The organism is Paraflavitalea devenefica, from assembly GCF_011759375.1.
Taxonomy (GTDB): domain Bacteria; phylum Bacteroidota; class Bacteroidia; order Chitinophagales; family Chitinophagaceae; genus Paraflavitalea; species Paraflavitalea devenefica.
Window position 1 is genome coordinate 948502 of the sequence record NZ_JAARML010000002.1, and the last position, 18689, is coordinate 967190.

The window sequence follows — 18689 nt, forward strand, 5'->3', positions numbered from 1 at the left end:
AGACGCAGGTGCAATTGGGGGATACCTGGTCTCCCGGCCTCAGCTTAAAATAGGTAGTTATTCCTACAGGTACAGTGAATAATGCCAGGTTTTCTTGTAAAGGTTACATTTCTCTTTCCGGTTCCCCACTGAAGGTGGTGGGGGCCGGAAGAGAAAATGTGTTTAACATGGACAGTAGTATCGCAGCAAGCAATAGACAGATGATAGCGGCCTCTTTCCAGGGGCCGCTTTTATTTAGGGGGATTGCTGAGGTTGGGGGTGGACGTATATGGCCTTACCTTTACTTGCCCTACTATCGCCCCCGGAGTATCTCTACTTTATCCCCGGAGTGCACCCTCCATAGGAGCTCTATAGCTGCTCTATAAAAGCTCTATAAGAGCTCTATAGCTTTTAAGGAATTTTGAAGATTTTTAGGAAGACTTCGTATGTTGTTGTGAGAGGGATTCCTGGTAAGGATACCAGTATTGCTAATTTACAACTTTTACTCAGCATTGGGAATAAAAGAAAAGGGGATACTTATTCATGACAGCAATAAGTATCCCTTTATGCTTTATACATTTACGCATTCACCCGTTTCCTCTCCTACGGCCGTGCAAAATCTACGGTGCGGGGAAGCACACCGGCTAATGAATTGTACACCGGTCCGCCGGGCAGCCCAAGTGGTATGCCATCGGTCATCAGGGTGGCCGGGCCTACAGGATCATAATTGCCGGTAATAAAGCGGTTGATGCACAGCGAATCATGGTGCAATCCCATTTCCGGGATATTCACACCGGGGCCAGGCGTAATGGGGCCGGGATAGGTATAAGCGGCTGTCATAAGGCCGGAAGCTGTGCTGATTTCCAGCAGCCTGCCCGATGTACCACTCACGGCCATCACATACAGTTTACCACTAAGGGTGATCGTCAGCCCGCGGAGGAACAGGCTGGGGGAAAGCGGGTTGGGCAGGCAGAACACATTGGTGGTGCCCGGCAGTCCTAACCGTACCACCCGGTTATTAGGATTCACGGTACCGCGATTGATGGCATAATAAACGCCTGTAGTGGGATGTCTTTCCACATCGCTTAAGTTCAATGGAATACCACAGGTACTTACGGCGGCTGCCGTAGTCACGCAGTTGGGGTCCACAAACTTCAGGATATGGTTAACGGGCGAACTGGGCGCCACACCGGTAGTGCCATAAAAAGTGCCGGTGCCGATGTCGTACGACAGGCCGGTGGCAAAGAGGATAGGGACACCTCCGCAGGTAGTGAGCCGGTTGGTGCCGGCAGAACCTATGACGGGGGTAACGGTTACGGGGCCTGCCGAAGGTGAACCGGTTACCCTCCACAGATAGCTGAAACCGGTAGCTGGGTCAACGGACAAATTGTACATGCCTGGCAGGCAGGCTGCCGGTGCAGCTACCGCGTTTGTTGTTGTTAAAGAAGTTACTTCTGGTGACTGACCTTTGTCATCGGTTGTTTGTTTTGTACAGGCTGCCAGTAATAGCAGTCCTGCTCCTACGATGGCAAGTTGGATGCTTTTCATATACAAGGTTGTTAATGGTGGCCTTCATTGACGCAGTCAGGCATCGCGCCCTACTCTTTAATGGATTTTCGGGAAACTCCACCAGGTAATAGCAATAAGAGATCCGGCACTGTTACCAGTGCGGGAAGAGGGGACCACTAATCATGGAGAGTGTTTGCTAACTGTGAAATGCGTAGTGTATGATCAAATATAATATTTAGCACTGATATGGATAATCGTAGTTTCCGAAAAAGTTCAGGTTTTACTACGTTTAACTTATTCACATTTCTTTGTAGTCGTCAGTATTTCGTGTATATTATTATGTTATCATTTTAGCACCACTTAAAACCTTAGCTTATGAGAAAGAGTCTACTCTTGTTGACCATTTTCTGCGCTTTATGTTTCCTAGAGCTATCTGCACAGGTAAAAACAAACTTCAGGAACAGTACATTAATTACGGGAAAAGGAAAGTATGGCCGGGATTATAAAATGGCGGTATACCGTATTGCACCGCCCGACACCAATGCGATCAAACAGCGTGAATTACAGGACAAAAAGGGGGCGGTGGTAAAACCATTCCGTTTTGCAGAGCCTGTTCCCGTCAACATCAATGTGGCTAAACTTATACAGTGGAATGAGGACGGGAAATTTGCCTTTGGCCGGTTTTCCATCAGTGCCAAAGGCGCCAGATCGTTGAGCATTAACTTCAACGATTTCTATCTGCCGGAAGGCACAGAGCTGTTTATTTATAACGAAGACGGCAGCATGATCACGGGACCGGTAACGGAAAAAGAGAACACAAAGAAGGCAGTATGGGGTAGTGCCGTGTATAAAGGAGAAGTGCTGATCGTAGAGGTGAAAACGCCGCTGATCACGAAAAGCGATATAAGGTTGAACGTGAATAATGTGGCGTATGGATATAAGGAAATATTCGGATTTGGTAATTCAGCCGCCTGTAACATTAATGTGCTCTGTCCGCAGGGAACCGGATGGGAGCAGGAGCGGAATGCAGTAGCGTTGATCCTGGATGGATTGGGTACCATTTTGTGTTCAGGGGCCCTGGTCGCCAACACCTGCGACCTGAACCTTCCTTATTTTTTAACAGCCAATCATTGCCTTGTGGGAGATGTTACCCAGTGGCGGTTTATCTTTCAGTATTGGAGCGCCACCTGCGCACCCAGCCAGGATGATTTTACCAGTTTACTGTTTAATGGTTCCACACTCAGGGCCAATTCTGCCGCTACTGACTTTGCGCTGCTGGAATTGAACAATGCGCCCGATGCCAATTCGGGGTTGGCTTATGCCGGCTGGTCAAGGAATACAACAGGCATTACCCAAACTACCATCATTCACCACCCGGCGGGTGATGTGATGAAAATATCAAGAGACAACAATGCCCCTACTGCAGTTAATGTAGGCGTACAAGCCTGGCAAGTGGTGCTGGATGAAGGGACTACCAATGGCGGCAGCTCCGGCGCCCCTTATTTTAACCAGGACCACCGGATCATTGCGCAACATCTTGGTACCGCCAACAATCACCCCGATGCCTGTGTAGATCTAACCAAGTTTGGAGGACGGTTCGATCTTTCCTGGGCAGGTGGCGGTACCAACGCCACCGGGTTACGCAACTGGCTTGACCCTTATTGGCGTTTTCTGCTTACCACCAATACCACGCCTGTAGCCAATCTGCCTGCACCGGCTGGTCCTGCCACGGCTTCTGTTACCGCGTCCCTGGCTTCAGGGCCGGGTGAACCCACCGTTTATGGTTTTACTGCCACACCCATGACCTGTGTTACGTATAACTGGTATAGAAATAACGTGTTACAGGCAAGTACGCTGGATAATTATTACGAGACATATATCCCCTGCGGTATGGCGGCCACCGTAAAGTGTACAGTAACCAACTGGTACGGTACTTCAGGATTTAGTAATAGTGTTAGAAGAACAGGTGGATGCGACAGGGGAAGGATTGCCCTCACGCCCAATCCCGCTGCCAGTAATGTGGTGATCACTTCCGGTAATGCCACCACTTTTGATGTTGTCAGGATCTATGATTTCCAGGGCAACCTCAAGCTGCAGAAAAAATACAACAAGGCGAAGTCGGCCACCATTAATATAACAGGATTGAACAATGGTACTTATTTTGTTGAGATTATCAGCGGTACTGAGAAAGAGCGGCAGCCATTACTGATAAAAAAATAAGGAGGCAGGTGACGGTTAACTTTTATTGCGGTACCATGATTTTGATACAGCGATGCGCTGGGAGGTATAAATGCCGGCATGCCCGCTGAAGTAATAGGCCGTGAAACAGGCAATGGCATAATACAATACATGGTCTGTTCCAAACAACTCTACGCCCATCAGGACGCAGGCCAGGGGTGTATTGGTAGCGCCTGCAAATACCGCAATAAAACCAAGGCCGGCAAAAAGATCAACAGGCGCGCCCGTTAGGGTGGCGATGGTATTGCCCAATGCAGCGCCTATAAAAAATAAAGGCGTTACCTCGCCGCCTTTGAAGCCGGTGCCCAGGGTAATGGCGGTAAACAACAGCTTCCACCACCAGCTCCAGTGCGTAACACCTTGCGCGTGAAAAGCATTCGTAATGGAAACACCGCCTGGTTCTTTCGACAGTACTCCCAGGCCCAGGTAATCACGTGTGCCCAATACAACCGTGAGTAGGATGATCAGGCAGCCGCCTGCCACCGGTATCAGCCATTGATGAGCAGGGATGAGGCGCTTGGACTGGTCTTTAATCGTATGTGATAACCATACAAACAGGTAACCTACCAACCCAAATGCAATACCTGCCAGGATCACTTTGGCCAGCAGGAATACATCGGCAGGTAGAAAATCGTAGGGACGGGGAACGGTGGTGGTAAAACCGGCGATATGATAAGGCGTGTGCGCAATACCCCAGGCGCTGCATACGATATGTCCAAATACAGAGGCCATCAGGCAGGGGATCAGCGCATCATATTTTATCCTGCCAATGGCCAGCACCTCCAGTGCAAAAATGGCTCCTGTAAGCGGCGTGCCGAAAACAGCGCCAAAGCCCGCGGCAATGCCCGTCATCAGGATAATGCGGATATCTTCTTTGGAAAGCCGGAACCATTTCCCCAGCAGGTTGGCCATACTGCCGCCCATCTGCACAGCCGTTCCTTCCCGCCCGGCAGAACCGCCAAACAAGTGCGTAACAAGCGTAGTGATCAATACCAGCGGGGCCATCCGCGCCGGTACGCCCGCACCAGGCTCATGGATCTCATCTACGATGAGGTTATTACCGGCTTCCGCATTTTTGCCCCATAACTTATATAGGAAATGAATACCGATGCCGGCTACCGGCAGCAGGAACAGTAACCACGCGTGTTGCCATTGCAAGTGGGTCACTTCATCCAACAGCCATAAGAACAAAGCAACCAGTGAACCCGTAATAAGGGCCACGGGGATTGTAATAACGGTCCACTTCAGCAGGTGGCGAACGATGTGGAATGGCTCAAAAGAAAGGATTGATTGTTTCATACCTACAAATATTTATACCTGGCAATTATGCCATTGCTTCATTTGTAGGCGCCATCAGCATCACCGGCAGGTGAGCGGTTCGGAGCAGGAAGACACCATTTCCTGTGTATACAGCAAATCTACGTTTTTTTGTACTTTTATCCCTTAGCCTCATACTAAGCCTTTCCTGTCAACTATCCTTGCCATCATTTTTAAGCTCAAAGCCAACCGGTAGCCATTCGTGTCAATACAGTCATTACATACTGAAAAGCAACTGCTTGCCCTGGTGGCAGAGGGGGATGAAGTAGCTTTTCGGGAACTCTTCAACCGGTATTGGGATAACATCTACAGTGTAGCCCTCGTATTGTCCAAGTCGGCTGCCCTTGCCGAAGACATGGTGCAGGATGTATTCCTGAAAGTGTGGATGAAGCGGGAAGAGCTGGTTACGGTTGAAAAAATAGACAGCTATCTTTTTATCATAGCGCGCAACCATATCTTCTCTGAACTCAAAAAGCTGAAAGTACGGCAGGATTACATTGATCAGTTAAAAGCTTACTTCTCAGGCAGGTACCTCACACCCGAAGACCAGTTGTTGTACAAAGAGTCTTCCGGCCTCATCGAAAAAGCGGTCAGCCGCCTCCCTGCCCAGCAGGAGCAGGTCTATCGCCTCATCCGGGAGAAAGGTTATTCCCATGAACGCGTTGCTGCCGAATTAGGTATTTCCCACCACACCGTTCGCAACCACATGATCAGGGCATTGCGCAGTATCCGGGAGTACCTGCAGGACCATGCAACAGGCATCCTCCTGCCGATAGCCTTATTACAGGCTTTTTTATAAACTGATTTTTTTTAGGAACAGGTAGTTGTCCCGGTTTAGCCGGGAGTCTTTACTTTACCATTCATAACTCCATTAAGCCTGCATCAATAACATGAATAAACTCGAACACTTACTGGAAGGTTACCTGAGCGATAACCTTTCTGAAGCAGAACTGAAAGAATTGCTGGCCCTGCTGGACAGGGAGGAGACCCATTTGCCGGAACTGATCCAGCACTTGCTGGAGCAACAAACGGTGGCAGGATTGGGCAATGTTGAGCTGAGGGACCGGTTATTCAGCCAGGTGATGCAACGGGTCAAAGAACAAAAAGCAACACAGGCGCCTGTAAAGCGAATGCATCTGCTGCGTTGGGCAACGGCGGCGGCAGTGGTTATCATCATATCCGGACTCATCTTTTTTTTGAGGCTACCGAAGCAGGAGGGGGCTACCGTGCAGCAGTCCACAGGAACAGGCAATGATGTATTGCCCGGAACACAGGGGGCCATACTTACCCTGGCCAACGGTTCCTCCCTGGTATTGGATACACTGCGCCATGGAATGATTGCACAGGAACCCGGCGCCCGGGTATCGTTGAAAGATGGGCAATTGGCTTACCATCCTGAAAGTGCCACCGCAGTGGGGTACAACACCATCACTACACCAAGAGGCCGGCAGTTCAGTCTTATGCTGCCCGATGGGTCGATGGTCTGGCTCAATGCTGCCAGCTCCCTGCGCTATCCCACTGCTTTTACCGGTAATGAACGTGTAGTGGAACTGACGGGTGAAGCCTATTTTGAAATAGCAAAAGATCCCTCCATGCCTTTCCAGGTAACAGTAAAAAATATGGAAGTGGAAGTGCTGGGAACGCATTTCAACATCAATGCCTATGATGATGAAGACGCAATTAGAACAACGTTGCTGGAAGGAAAAGTGAAAGTAACACCGGTTGTAGGCTCGCAGCTCGCGGCTCACAGCTCAAAGCTGCTTGCTCTTGGTCAGCAAGCCCAAATAATCAATAATAAATTATCAATAATCAATAATGTAGATATCGCGGCGGTAATGGCCTGGAAAAATGGTTTATTCCGGTTTGACCATGCCGACCTGCATACAGTCATGCGCCAATTGGCCCGCTGGTACGATGTGGAGGTGGTATTTGAAAAGGGCGCGCCGGTGCAGGAAGTTTTTCAGGGAGAAATGCAGCGCACCCTGAAACTATCACAGGTACTTAAGATCCTCGAAAACATGCAGGTGCATTTCAGGATAGAAGCAGGGAAACGGGTGATCGTTACGCCCTGATACCATAAATGTTTTGTGACCTGGTTTACCGGGCATAAAAAACCGGGTTCCGCTGGCAGGCGGAGCCCGGCAAATAGCCTGGTAAACTTTTACCCGCCACGATGTTGAAGCAAGGGGCGGGCATTATATACTCTTGTTTAACCAAAACTGTTACGAATTTATGCAAATTAAGGGCATTGCCCGCCTGGGTTTTCAGGAAGGCGGGACTCAACCAACCTGGCTGTGCGCTTCTGTAAGGCAGCAGGTGAAAAAGACACTGCGCATGATGAAATTAACTGCTTTTCTCCTCCTCACAGGTTTCCTGCACGTCAGCGCCAACAGCCTGTCGCAAACAGTTACCTATACGGCTTCCAATACTTCCCTGCAGCAGGTATTTGAAGCAGTGAAACAGCAAACCGGTTATGTGTTCTTTTATAAACCTGCCGATCTGCAACAGGCCAGGCCGGTCACCATAGTTGCCCGTCAGTTACCGCTGGAGAAATTTATGGACCAGGTATTGAATGGGCAGCAGTTGGATTACTTTATTGAGAGCCAGACAATCGTTGTACGTAAGAAAATAGTAGCGGCTGATGCGGCTAAAACCGCCGGTATGGACCAGCAGCCCGCCTTGCCACAGGAGATCAAAGGAGTGTTGCTGCATGCAGATACCCGGGAGCCTTTGTTCCGCGCTACCGTGCTCATTAAAGGAACGCAAACATTTGTGGTGACCGATAAGAATGGCGCTTTTTCCATACCCGCCAAGGCAGGCGATGTATTGGTCATCTCCTATGTAGGTTTTCAATCCAAAGAAATAAAGATCACGGCGGCCCAGGCAGGTATCATTATGCTGGCGCCTGCTAACTCTGTACTGGATGAAGCCGTGGTGCAGGCCTATGGCATTACTTCCAGGAGGGTAAGCACCAGTAACATCACCAAAGTATCCGGGAAGGAATTGAACAATGCGCCGGTCACCAATCCGTTGGCGGCTTTACAGGGCAGGGTACCGGGTATGGTGATCACCCAAACCAGTGGTGTACCGGGTGCGGCCTTTAAAGTACAGATACGCGGCCGTACGCAGGTGGATGCAACCTATGGCGCTAATGACGAACCTTTATACATCATAGATGGCGTTCCCTTTGCTACGGGCAATGCGAGTATCAGTCGTGTCAGCTCCGCCATTTCAGTCGTTGGCATCAGCGGATTAAGCCCCTTCAGCACCATTAACATGGCCGATATTGAAAGCATTGAAGTACTCAAAGATGCCGATGCTACCGCTATCTATGGCAGCCGCGGCGCCAGCGGTGTTATCCTCATCACTACCCGCAAAGGGAAAACCGGTACTACCCGTTTTGATATCAATGTGAACAGGGGAGGCAGTAAAGCGCCCTTGCCCGATCTGCTCACGACCAAAGAATATGTGGCCATGCGTAAGGAAGCATTTGCCAATGACAACAAGGCCATGACCACTACCAATGCGTATGACATCCTGTTGTGGGACACTACCCGTGATCATAACCTCGCCAGGCAACTCATTGGTGGTACGGCTAAATTTACCAGCGCCCAGGCTTCCATTTCCGGTGGCGCCAACCTGGTGCAATACCTTGTGGGAGGCGGATTTAACCAGGAAACAAACGTATACCCCGATGAACTCCCCAATACCAGGGGCTCTGCGCACTTTAACATCACGGCCCGTTCTGCCGACCAGAAATTTACAGCGAACATTACCGGGAATTATACGTCTGCCAGGAATGAAACAGTGTCTTCAGACCTGGCCAGCAAACTCATGCTGCCGCCCAATTACCTGTTGTATGATGCTGCGGGTGATCTTGCCTGGAATGAAAAAGGGATTGTTACCGATAACCCGCTGGCCTACCTGAAACAGCAGTACACCGCCAAAACGGCTAACCTGTTGGCCAATGTAACGCTGGCGTACAAAATTATGCCCGATCTGAACATCAGGACCAGTGTTGGGTACAACGCAGTGCGGGTAGATGAAGTAAAAATAATGCCCAAAGCGGCCCAGAACCCTGCCAACATTACTACCGGCACCTCCTTTTTTGGTAACAGTAACTTTAAGAGCTGGATCGTGGAGCCCCAGGCCGATTACATGGTCTTCCTGGGCAAAGGCAAGCTCAATGCACTGGCAGGCGGTACCTTCCAATACCAGAAAAATGATGGGTACAACTTTACGGTCAATGGATATACCAGTGATGATTTCCTCGGCACGCTCATTGGCATATCCGGCTCCAATGTGATCAATCCTTCCAGCAGTGAAAGCGAATACAAATACCTTGCTTTCTTTGGTCGTCTTAACTACAATTATGACAATACCTACATCCTCAACCTCTCCGGCCGCCGGGATGGTTCCAGCCGCTTTGGGCCTAATTACCGTTTCTCTAATTTCGGCGCCGTAGGCGCGGCCTGGGTATTTACCAATGAGCGATTTATGAGGAACGTTCGGGTCCTTAGCTTTGGTAAACTGCGCGCCAGCTATGGCGTAACCGGTAATGACCAGATAGGCGATTACAAATACATTGATGCTTATTCCTCCAATACATTTGCTCCTACTTACCGTGATTCCACCGCGCTCATTCCTTCGGCCTTATATAAACCCGATCTGCATTGGGAAAGGAACAAGAAGCTGGAAGTAGCTGTGGAGCTGGGTTTCGGGCAGGACCGTTTCCTCGTATCAGCCGCCTGGTACAGGAACCGTTCCAATGACCCACTTGTACTATACCCCTTGTCAAACGTCACAGGATTTCCCAACATAGCCACCAATCTCAATGGGGTGGTGGTAGACAATACTGGTTTTGAGATCAGTTTGAGTACGGTGAACATAAAAAACCAGGCCTTTGAATGGACCACCAACTTCAACATGACCATTCCTAAAAATAAACTGGTGGCGTTTCCCGGCCTGGAACAGTCCAGCTATGCTACTAAGTATATAGTCGGTCAATCCTTAAACATTGGCATCATGGCCGATCATATCGGGGTTGATCCGCAAACAGGTTTGCATAAGATAGCTGATCTGGACACCAATGGTCTTTTTAATTCTCCCGCCGACATGAGGCCGCTTTTCCATACAGATCCCAAAATATATGGCGGCCTGCAAAATACCTTCCGGTTCAGGCAATTTGAATGCAGTTTCCTGCTGCAATACCACCGGCAAATGAGCCCGAACTGGCTATCTTCTTTACTCTATAACAATCCCATTGGCGGTATGTGGAATGTGCCTGATGCGGTATCCGATCGCTGGCAAAAGCCCGGCGACATCACCAATACCCAAAAGTTTACCACCAATAACTCTGCGGCGAATTCTTTATTAGGTAACTATGCTTCCTACTTTTCAGACCTGCGCTACTCAGATGCTTCTTACATCAGGCTGAAGAACGTATCCCTTTCTTATAGCCTGCCGCCCTCCTGGCTGAAGAAAATAAAATTCACCAATGCACGGATATACCTCCTGGCGCAGAACCTGTATACGTTTACGCCTTACAAAGGCGGCGATCCCGAAACAGTATACCTTACCCGGCTACCGCCCTTGCGTACCGTTACAGCAGGCGTTCAACTCAATTTTTAACCAGGTCAATGCATGAACATGAAATCGAACAAGCCATCAATCTCCTCCCTGTTCAATAGCCTGCCGGCTTTGCTGCTGGTGATCGTCATCAACGCCGGTTGTAATAAAATGATAGATGTAGAGTTGCCCGCCGGCACGTTCAATACCGATATCACTTTCAAAGATGATGGTTCGGCGCATACGGCCATGCGCGGTATCTACGCCAGCATGATGAACGTATTGGGTACAGGTCCTTTTTCCGGCGGCCTGTCCGGCAACCTCGGCCTCAGTTCCGACGAATTGATCAGGTCTACCTACAGCGCCGACCAGCAATTGTTTTTGGACAATAACCTCAATGCCGAAGTAAGCAGTAATCTCAGCTCCTTATGGGCGCCTTTCTACAACTACATCTACCAGGCCAATAACATCTATGTGAATGTAGAAAAGTCAACCGGTATCACAGCGCCTGTGAAAGACCAGTTAACAGGAGAGGCGAGGTTCATCCGGGCGCTCTGTTACTTTTACCTCGTTAACTTATACGATTCGGTACCGCTGGCGCTGGCGACCGATTACCGTACCAATAACCTGCTGTCCCGTTCGGGCCCGGAGAAAATATATGCACAAATACTGGAAGACCTTCAGTACGCACAACAGAAGATCGGCTTCGCTTTTACAGCGCAGGGCACCAGGCTTCGCCCCAATCACTATACGGTGGCGGCCTTGCTGGCCAGGGTACACCTGTACCGGAAAAGCTGGGCGGAGGCAGAAGCCGCGGCTACTACAGTGATCGCAGCTGGGCATTATATCCTTGACTCCCTGAATGGTGTATTCCAAACCAATTCAAGGGAAACCATTCTGTCTGTAGGCAATGCAGGCAGCAACATCTATACCAGTGAAGGCGGTAGAATAACAGGCAGTGGCGCCGGCAATACCCAGTTCAGGTTAAGCGACTACTTCATCAATGAGTTTGAAGCCAATGACCAGCGGAAAGTGAAATGGACACGCACCGGCGGCGGCGGTATAGCGCCTTTTAAATACAAAACCTTTTCCAATACGCAGACAGGCGCCAAACCGGAAAGCACCGTTATAATGCGCCTGGCCGAACAGTTCCTCATACGGGCGGAAGCGAGAGCACAGCAGGATAAATTAACAGAAGCCATTGCCGACCTGGATTCTTTACGCAACCGAGCCGGTTTGCCTTTGATAGCAGTCACCAATCCATCCATCAGTAAGGACGATCTGCTACAGGCCATCTACCATGAACGTATGGTAGAGCTCTTTTCTGAGCTTGGTCACCGTTGGTTCGATGTGATCCGTACAGGGCAGGCCAACACCATCTTTAAAGCCCGCAAGCCAGGCTGGAAAGAAGGAATCTCTGTACTGTATCCCATCCCCGCCTCCGAAAGACAATTCAACCCCAACTTAACACAGAACAAAGGATATGAATAACTCCTTCCTTTTGTCATTACTTAACTAATACAAACCATGAAACATCTACTGTCAATAATCTTTTTGATCGTTCCGGTTCTCCTGTCCGCGCAGGACACCTTTCACCTCAAAGGCCATGTAGCTGCCTGGAAAGGAACAAAAGAAATACGCCTGTCTTACCTGAACAATGGTAAAATCGTACAGGATTCGACATGGGCGATAGATGGCCGCTTTGCATTTACCGGTGCCATCAGCCAGCCGGAGGAAGCCTACATGGCCCTGAGGGATACAGGCAAAGGCCGCAGGGACATGATCAATATCTTCCTGGGAAAAGGGACCATCCTGGTCAATGCCACAGATTCACTCGCGCATGCGACCATAAAAGGCGTTGCGGTAGCCGAAGATCACCAATACCTGAAAAATAGTGCCGCGCCTTTAATGAAACGGTTAGGCGATCTGAAATTGCAGGCCGTTAAAACCACACCTGCTGAAAGAACAACACAGGCATTCAAAGACCTGGAGAAAGAATACTATGGGCTGCTGGATTCTGTCAAACAGATCAGGATCCATTTTATCAAAACCCATCCGGCTTCCTATATGTCACTCGTAACCATAAAAGGAATGGCCGGCCCGGCTATAGAATATGCGCAGATAGCGCCCCTTTTTAACATCCTTAACCCTGAAGTACGCAATACCCCGCTTGGGCGGGAGATGGCCCAAAAGCTGGCAGTGGCAAAAACAACCAGGATAGGCGAAGCGCTGCCGGCTTTTACTTCTTTTGATACCGCACGAAGCGCTCTGAAACTGGACGACGTATTGAAGAACAGCAAATACACGTTGGTCGATTTCTGGGCCAGTTGGTGCAAGCCCTGCCGAATGGAAAACCCGAATGTAGTAAAAGCCTATAACGCCTTTCATGAAAAAGGGTTCAACATCATCAGTGTTTCGCTCGATGATAAGGCGGCGCCCTGGATAGCAGCTATTCATAAAGATGGAATGCCCTGGTACCATGTATCCGGGTTACAGGGATGGAAAGAACCGGTAGCCCTATTATACGGCATCGCAGCCGTGCCTGATAATTTCCTCCTCGATGCCAATGGAAAAGTAGTTGCGCGGGGATTGAAGGGAGAGGCATTGTATAAAAAACTGGAAACGGTCTTAAAGAACTAAGCATAAGCGTACTTACTGAAAAAAGAGGCTGATCCAAAGAGGGGGCAGCCTCTTTTGTTGTCTATAGCCCTTATCCGCATCTGTTTGATACTGCTATAAACAGGGCAGGAGCAGAATAAATAAAAATGCAGTAACCTAAACTTTACAGGATAATATTACTTTTGTATACAGCTCATTTAGCTAAAACGTAATAGCTATCTGATTGTCAGTTGCTTGTATTTTAACGGTAATGCACTTTTCTATGCCCCTGCAATCATTAAGTGACGCAGAACTGGTACAGTCCCTCAAAAGGGACGATGCTGCTGCATTTAAGGTCCTGTACGACAGGTATTGGGAAGGCCTTTACCTCAAAGCCTGCAGGCGGGTGGACAGGGATGAAGCAAAAGACATGGTGCAGGAAGTCATGACCACCTTGTGGCGGCGCAGGAATGAAATAGCGGTGCATGAAGATGGGAAGATCGACCGGTACCTGCATACCGCCGTAAAGTACCGCATCATCAGTCACTATGCCCATACCAGTGTGGAAATCAGGAACAGCGGACTGTTTGAAGTATTAAGTGGTCAGGTATTCAACAACAGGCTGGAAACAAAAGAGCTCCATGAAATGCTGGAAAAGGAGATCAGCCGGCTGCCGTCCAGGATGCAACAGATCTTCCGCATGAGCCGCGAAGATGATTTCTCCATCACAGATATTGCCCACAAACTGAACCTTTCAGAACAAACCATAAAGAACCAATTGACCGAAGCGCTTAAAAGGATCCGGGAGTCCATTAAGTCGCATGATGCTGCAGACTGGACTTTTGTTTTACTCCTTCTCTATTACTCCTGCTACTAACCGGGAAAGCCCTAAGTAGCTGATTGCTATTGTATAGCCTTTATTCAATCCCTGAACCTTATCTGTTGCTATGGCAGTGGACAAATTTTTTTTGTTCAGCTATAGTACCAACTCTTCTTTTCTCAGATACATACTAAAACAGGTTGCCTTGGAAGTAGAATCCATCCGACAGATCCTTAAAAAATACCTGCTGGGGAATACCCGGGCAGCGGAAACAGAAACCGTAGACCAATGGTTCCAGTCATTCGACGAGGGAGCGCCCCTCCATTTGTCAGAGCAGGAGCGTCAAACCGCGAAGCAGGAAATATGGGAAAAGATTGCACCTGCCATCATAGTGGAACGGAAGCGGAAGGTGATACCCTTGTGGATAAAAGTGGCGGCCAGTGCGGCCGTAGTAGCAGGTGTGGCATTCATGCTGTGGTGGACAGGCAACAGGCCGGCAACAGATGCTGTGATGGCCTACACCACCGTGACCACCGGCAATGGTGAAAAGAAAATCATCACCATTAAAGATGGTACGCAGTTAACACTGAATGCAGGCACCACCCTGCATATATACAATGATTTTTCGGCCACCAGGAAAGTAGACCTGGTAGATGGGGAAGTATTCTTCGAAGTACACAAAGATCCGGAAAGACCCTTTCAGATACAAAGCAGTGGGTTGACCATCACTGTATTGGGCACTTCTTTCAATGTGCTCTCCTATAAGGAGCTCAGCAAGATCAGTGTGGGCGTTATGACCGGTAAAGTACGGGTGGCCACAGATACCACTACCATCGGCGTATTACAAAAAACAGAAGGGCTGGTATATGATAAACAACTACACACCTATAAAACCATTACCATCCACGATACTTTACCGGCCTGGAAAGAAGGCAGGCTGGTATTGGACGATGTGTCCTTTAGGGAAATGGCTTTCCTGATGAAAAAGAATTTCGGAACTGATATTCTGACCAGCAATACACAAGTCCTGAACACAAGATATACAACAGAACTGCCTACCTCCATGACAGGAGAACAGGCGGCTGAAGTATTGGCGGCTGTTCATAACCTGAAAACTAAAAAACAAAACGACCAGGTATTCTTTTACAAGTGATTGCAAAACGACGAAAACTAACAGTAACTAAAACCTAACAAAGTATGAAACAACTGCTTGCCATCAGAAAAGGTGGGCTGGGAAAGTATTCCCGGATGCTAATTTTTCTCCTAACAACCGCTTCTATGATCATGCCGGTATTTGCCGGCGAGAGTCAGGTACTCCAAACAACCATCACAGTCCGTTTTAAAGGCGGCAGCCTCGATGCTGCTATTGCCGAATTACAAAAAGCCTCCCGGGTCACCTTTGCCTACGACAGGCAACTGCTCAGTTCCTACAAAGTAGGCAGCTTTTCCTTTGAAAACGAAAAACTGGAAAAAGTGCTGCAGCAATTATTGCAGCACAAGGCCCTGCGCTTTGAAGAAGTAAACCAGATTGTGGTCATCAGTAAAAAAAACAACGAGCGTAAAAGCATCCAGGCTGCCGTAAAAGAGATTACCGTAGCTGGTACCGTAACGGATGAAAATAAAACGCCCATGGCGGGAGTAACGGTCGGCGTGAGTGGTACGCAAACAATGACCTCCACCAATGCACAGGGCCAGTACAAGATATTGGTGCCGGCGCAGGATGCCATACTGGTATTCAGTTATGTAGGCTATGCTTCTGAACAGATAACGGTAGGCGCCAGGGAAAACATTGATGTGCAGCTTAAACCCGGCCTCGGCAAGGAACTTTCCGAAGTAGCTGTAGTAGGTTTTGGCAACCAGCGTAAAGTAAGCCTGGTAGGCGCGCAGTCAACCGTGAACGTGGCCGAGCTGCGCCAGCCGGTAGCCAACATCACTACCATGCTGGCAGGCCGCGTGGCGGGCGTGGTAGGCGTACAGCGTACCGGTGAGCCCGGCAAAAGCGGTGCGGATATCTGGATACGTGGTATCGCCACCTTTGGCGGCAACTCTGCCTCCCCGCTTGTATTGGTGGATGGGGTAGAGCGCAGCATCAGCAACCTCGACCCTGAAGACATTGAATCCTTCACCATCCTGAAAGATGCCTCGGGTACGGCCGTATATGGTGTACGAGGCGCCAACGGGGTGATCATTGTAAAAACCAAGACCGGTAAAATAGGAAAGCCGCAGATATTCTTTGATTACAGCGAAGGCGTGAACACCTTCACGAAGATCCCCGAAATGCTGGACGGCATTTCTTACATGAACCTGGTGAATGAAGCAAAAGCCACCCGTGGGCAGAGCGTGTTGTACCCGGATGACTACATCGAAAAAACTGCAGCAGGTACGGAGCCTTTGCTGTATCCCAATGTAGACTGGATAGATGCGGTATTCAATAAATATGGCCATACCCGGAAAGCCAACCTCAATGCGAGTGGCGGGGTAGACAATGCGCAATATTATGTTTCCCTCGGCTACTTCAATGAAAGCAGCTTCCTGAAAACAGACGACCTGGAACAATACAATTCTTCTTTAAAATACAACCGCTACAACGTTACGGCCAAGCTCAACCTCCGGGTAACCGGCACCACAAAAATGGAAGTAGGTGTACAGGGGTATTTCTCCAACAAAAATGCACCTTCGCAGGATCCCGGCACCATCTTCAGCAGCGCTATGGAAATACCGCCTGTGGTATATCCCATCATGTATCCCGGTGGTTTTGTACCGGGCGTTGCTCCCAACGGCGGCTCGCGTAATCCCTATGCCGATCTGGCTACCAGGGGTTATAAGAATGAATTCAAAACCCAGTTATATTCCAACCTGCGGGTAAGCCAGGACCTTGCCTACTTTGTAAAGGGCCTGAGCGCTTCGGCCATGTTTGCCTTCGACAGCTACAATGAGCAATTCATTGACCGGGGCAAAAGAAAAGATACCTACATCGTAGACCTCACGGACCCTTACAAGCCGGATGGATCATTGAACCTGAAACGCACCTGGACCACCAACCAACCCTACCTCGGGTATGGCCGCTCCAATGGTGGCAACAGGCAGTTTTATACAGAAGCTTCTCTTACCTATGACAGGAGCTTTAACAGGCACCGTGTCAGCGGCCTGGGCTTATTCTATTCCATGGACAAGAGCAATGCCTTTGCCGGTGATTTCACTGCTTCTATCCCGGAGCGTACCATTGGTCTTGCCGGAAGAGCTACCTACTCTTATGACGACCGTTACTTTGCCGAATTCAACTTTGGCTACAACGGCTCAGAATTGTTTGCACCGGAAAACAGGTTTGGTTTCTTCCCCGCTATAGGGTTTGGCTGGATCGTTTCCAACGAACGTTTCTTTGAACCATTGGTCAATGTGGTTTCTTTCCTCAAGCTGCGCTACTCCAATGGTAATACGGGTTTGGGATTGATCAATGGCCGCCGCTTTGCGTATACGACACTCGTGGCCGATAATGCGGCAGGTTATGATTTTGGCCGGAACAGCACTACCAATTCCGGCGGTATCACCGTGACAGATTATGCTACCAATGTAAAATGGTCAGAGTCCAACAAGCAGGACCTGGGTATTGAAATACGCTTCCTGAATGATAAGCTTTCCCTCATTGTAGACCTCTTTAAGGAGCACAGAACAGGCATCTTCCTGCAGCGGCAGTCGTCCATGATCTTTATGGGATTGCAGAAACCGTTGTGGGGCAACCTGGGTATCGTGGATAACAAAGGCATTGACGCTACCCTCGAATACAACACCAATATAGGGGAAGTGCACCTCAGTCTGCGTGGCAACATTACCTACAACAAGGATGTAATGATCGAGAATGATATGCTGCCCCAGCAATACCCCTGGATGGAACGCAAAGGCCAAAACGTACTCGCCCGCTTTGGCTATGTGGCCGATGGATTGTTTATAGACCAGAAGCAGATAGATGAAAGCGCTGTTCCCGGCGACAGGTCGAAAGTAAAACCCGGCGACATCAAATACAAAGACCTCAATGAGGACGGCGTGATTGATATTTCCGACCAGCAGAGGATCGGCCGCGGCGATGTGCCTTCCATGGTATATGGCTTTGGGTTCAACCTTACCTGGAAGAACTTCTCTATTGGCGCTTTATTCCAGGGCATCAATGATGCCGACCGGATGCTGCAGGGCCGTGCGATCCATCCGTTCAATACCACCGATGGTTCCAATGCCTTTGCCATTGCGGCCGACAGGTGGACACCGGAAAATCCCCGGCAGGATGCCTTTTATCCCCGCCTCGCTTATGGCAGTGATATGAACTTCAACAATACACAGGCCAGCTCCTGGTGGGTGAAAGATGTGAGCTTCATGCGGTTGAAAACAGCGCAGATCGCGTATAACCTGCCTGCGCACCTGCTGAGAAGGGTAGGGGTTAAGAACTCTTCCATCTACCTGCAGGGCATCAACCTGCTTACCTTCAGCAAATTCGATCTCTGGGATCCCGAACTGAATACGGACAATGGCACCAGCTATCCCAACGTAAGGACCATTTCCCTGGGCGTAAATCTGAAGTTCTAACCCTGTTTGGAAACAGTCGCCAGCCTCTGGCTGGTGACGGCTATTTCAAAGCCTCTGGCTTTGTTACTGCAAGACCAACTACTAA

11 protein-coding genes and 1 riboswitch are annotated in these 18689 nt (G+C 49.3%); of the genes, 9 read left to right on the forward strand and 2 right to left on the reverse strand.

Annotation, left to right across the window (positions count from 1 at the left end):
* Window positions 1-582: 582 nt before the first annotated feature.
* Window positions 583-1527, reverse strand: coding sequence for a hypothetical protein (locus HB364_RS13310; RefSeq protein ID WP_167288459.1), 945 nt, complete (start codon window positions 1525-1527; stop codon window positions 583-585).
* A gap of 336 nt (window positions 1528-1863) precedes the next feature.
* Between HB364_RS13310 and HB364_RS13315 the strand changes: the two genes are divergently transcribed.
* A complete protein-coding gene (locus HB364_RS13315; RefSeq protein ID WP_167288460.1) occupies window positions 1864-3708 on the forward strand; it encodes a T9SS type A sorting domain-containing protein in 1845 nt (614 codons plus the stop codon).
* A gap of 15 nt (window positions 3709-3723) precedes the next feature.
* Here HB364_RS13315 and HB364_RS13320 read toward each other — a convergent pair whose 3' ends face one another.
* On the reverse strand, window positions 3724-5025 hold the full coding sequence (locus HB364_RS13320; RefSeq protein ID WP_167288461.1) for a voltage-gated chloride channel family protein: 1302 nt from the start codon (window positions 5023-5025) through the stop codon (window positions 3724-3726).
* Between the two features lie 38 nt (window positions 5026-5063).
* Window positions 5064-5137: riboswitch (Fluoride riboswitch) on the reverse strand.
* A gap of 108 nt (window positions 5138-5245) precedes the next feature.
* Here HB364_RS13320 and HB364_RS13325 point away from each other — a divergent pair.
* From HB364_RS13325 to HB364_RS13360, 8 genes are all read left to right on the forward strand, one after another.
* Window positions 5246-5842 (forward strand): RNA polymerase sigma factor, encoded by a 597-nt coding sequence (locus HB364_RS13325; protein ID WP_167288462.1) that lies wholly within the window; start codon window positions 5246-5248, stop codon window positions 5840-5842.
* A 91-nt stretch (window positions 5843-5933) separates the two neighbouring features.
* The gene (locus tag HB364_RS13330; RefSeq protein ID WP_167288463.1) at window positions 5934-7115 is read left to right on the forward strand and encodes a FecR family protein; all 1182 of its coding nucleotides are present in this window, start codon (window positions 5934-5936) and stop codon (window positions 7113-7115) included.
* 160 nt (window positions 7116-7275) lie between these two features.
* On the forward strand, window positions 7276-10674 hold the full coding sequence (locus HB364_RS13335; protein ID WP_167288464.1) for a SusC/RagA family TonB-linked outer membrane protein: 3399 nt from the start codon (window positions 7276-7278) through the stop codon (window positions 10672-10674).
* Window positions 10675-10686: 12 nt separating this feature from the next.
* Complete coding sequence (locus tag HB364_RS13340) at window positions 10687-12102, forward strand: RagB/SusD family nutrient uptake outer membrane protein (protein ID WP_167288465.1); 1416 nt, start codon at window positions 10687-10689, stop codon at window positions 12100-12102.
* A gap of 36 nt (window positions 12103-12138) precedes the next feature.
* Entirely contained in the window at window positions 12139-13251 is a 1113-nt protein-coding gene (locus tag HB364_RS13345; protein WP_167288466.1) for a thioredoxin-like domain-containing protein, read from the forward strand.
* A 241-nt stretch (window positions 13252-13492) separates the two neighbouring features.
* Window positions 13493-14086, forward strand: a complete 594-nt coding sequence (locus tag HB364_RS13350; protein ID WP_167288467.1) for an RNA polymerase sigma factor — start codon at window positions 13493-13495, stop codon at window positions 14084-14086.
* Window positions 14087-14234: 148 nt separating this feature from the next.
* Window positions 14235-15182, forward strand: a complete 948-nt coding sequence (locus HB364_RS13355; protein WP_167288468.1) for a FecR family protein — start codon at window positions 14235-14237, stop codon at window positions 15180-15182.
* A gap of 44 nt (window positions 15183-15226) precedes the next feature.
* Window positions 15227-18604 carry a SusC/RagA family TonB-linked outer membrane protein gene (locus HB364_RS13360; RefSeq protein ID WP_167288469.1) on the forward strand — a complete coding sequence of 1126 codons (3378 nt, stop codon included), beginning with the start codon at window positions 15227-15229 and terminating at the stop codon, window positions 18602-18604.
* Window positions 18605-18689 lie beyond the last annotated feature (85 nt).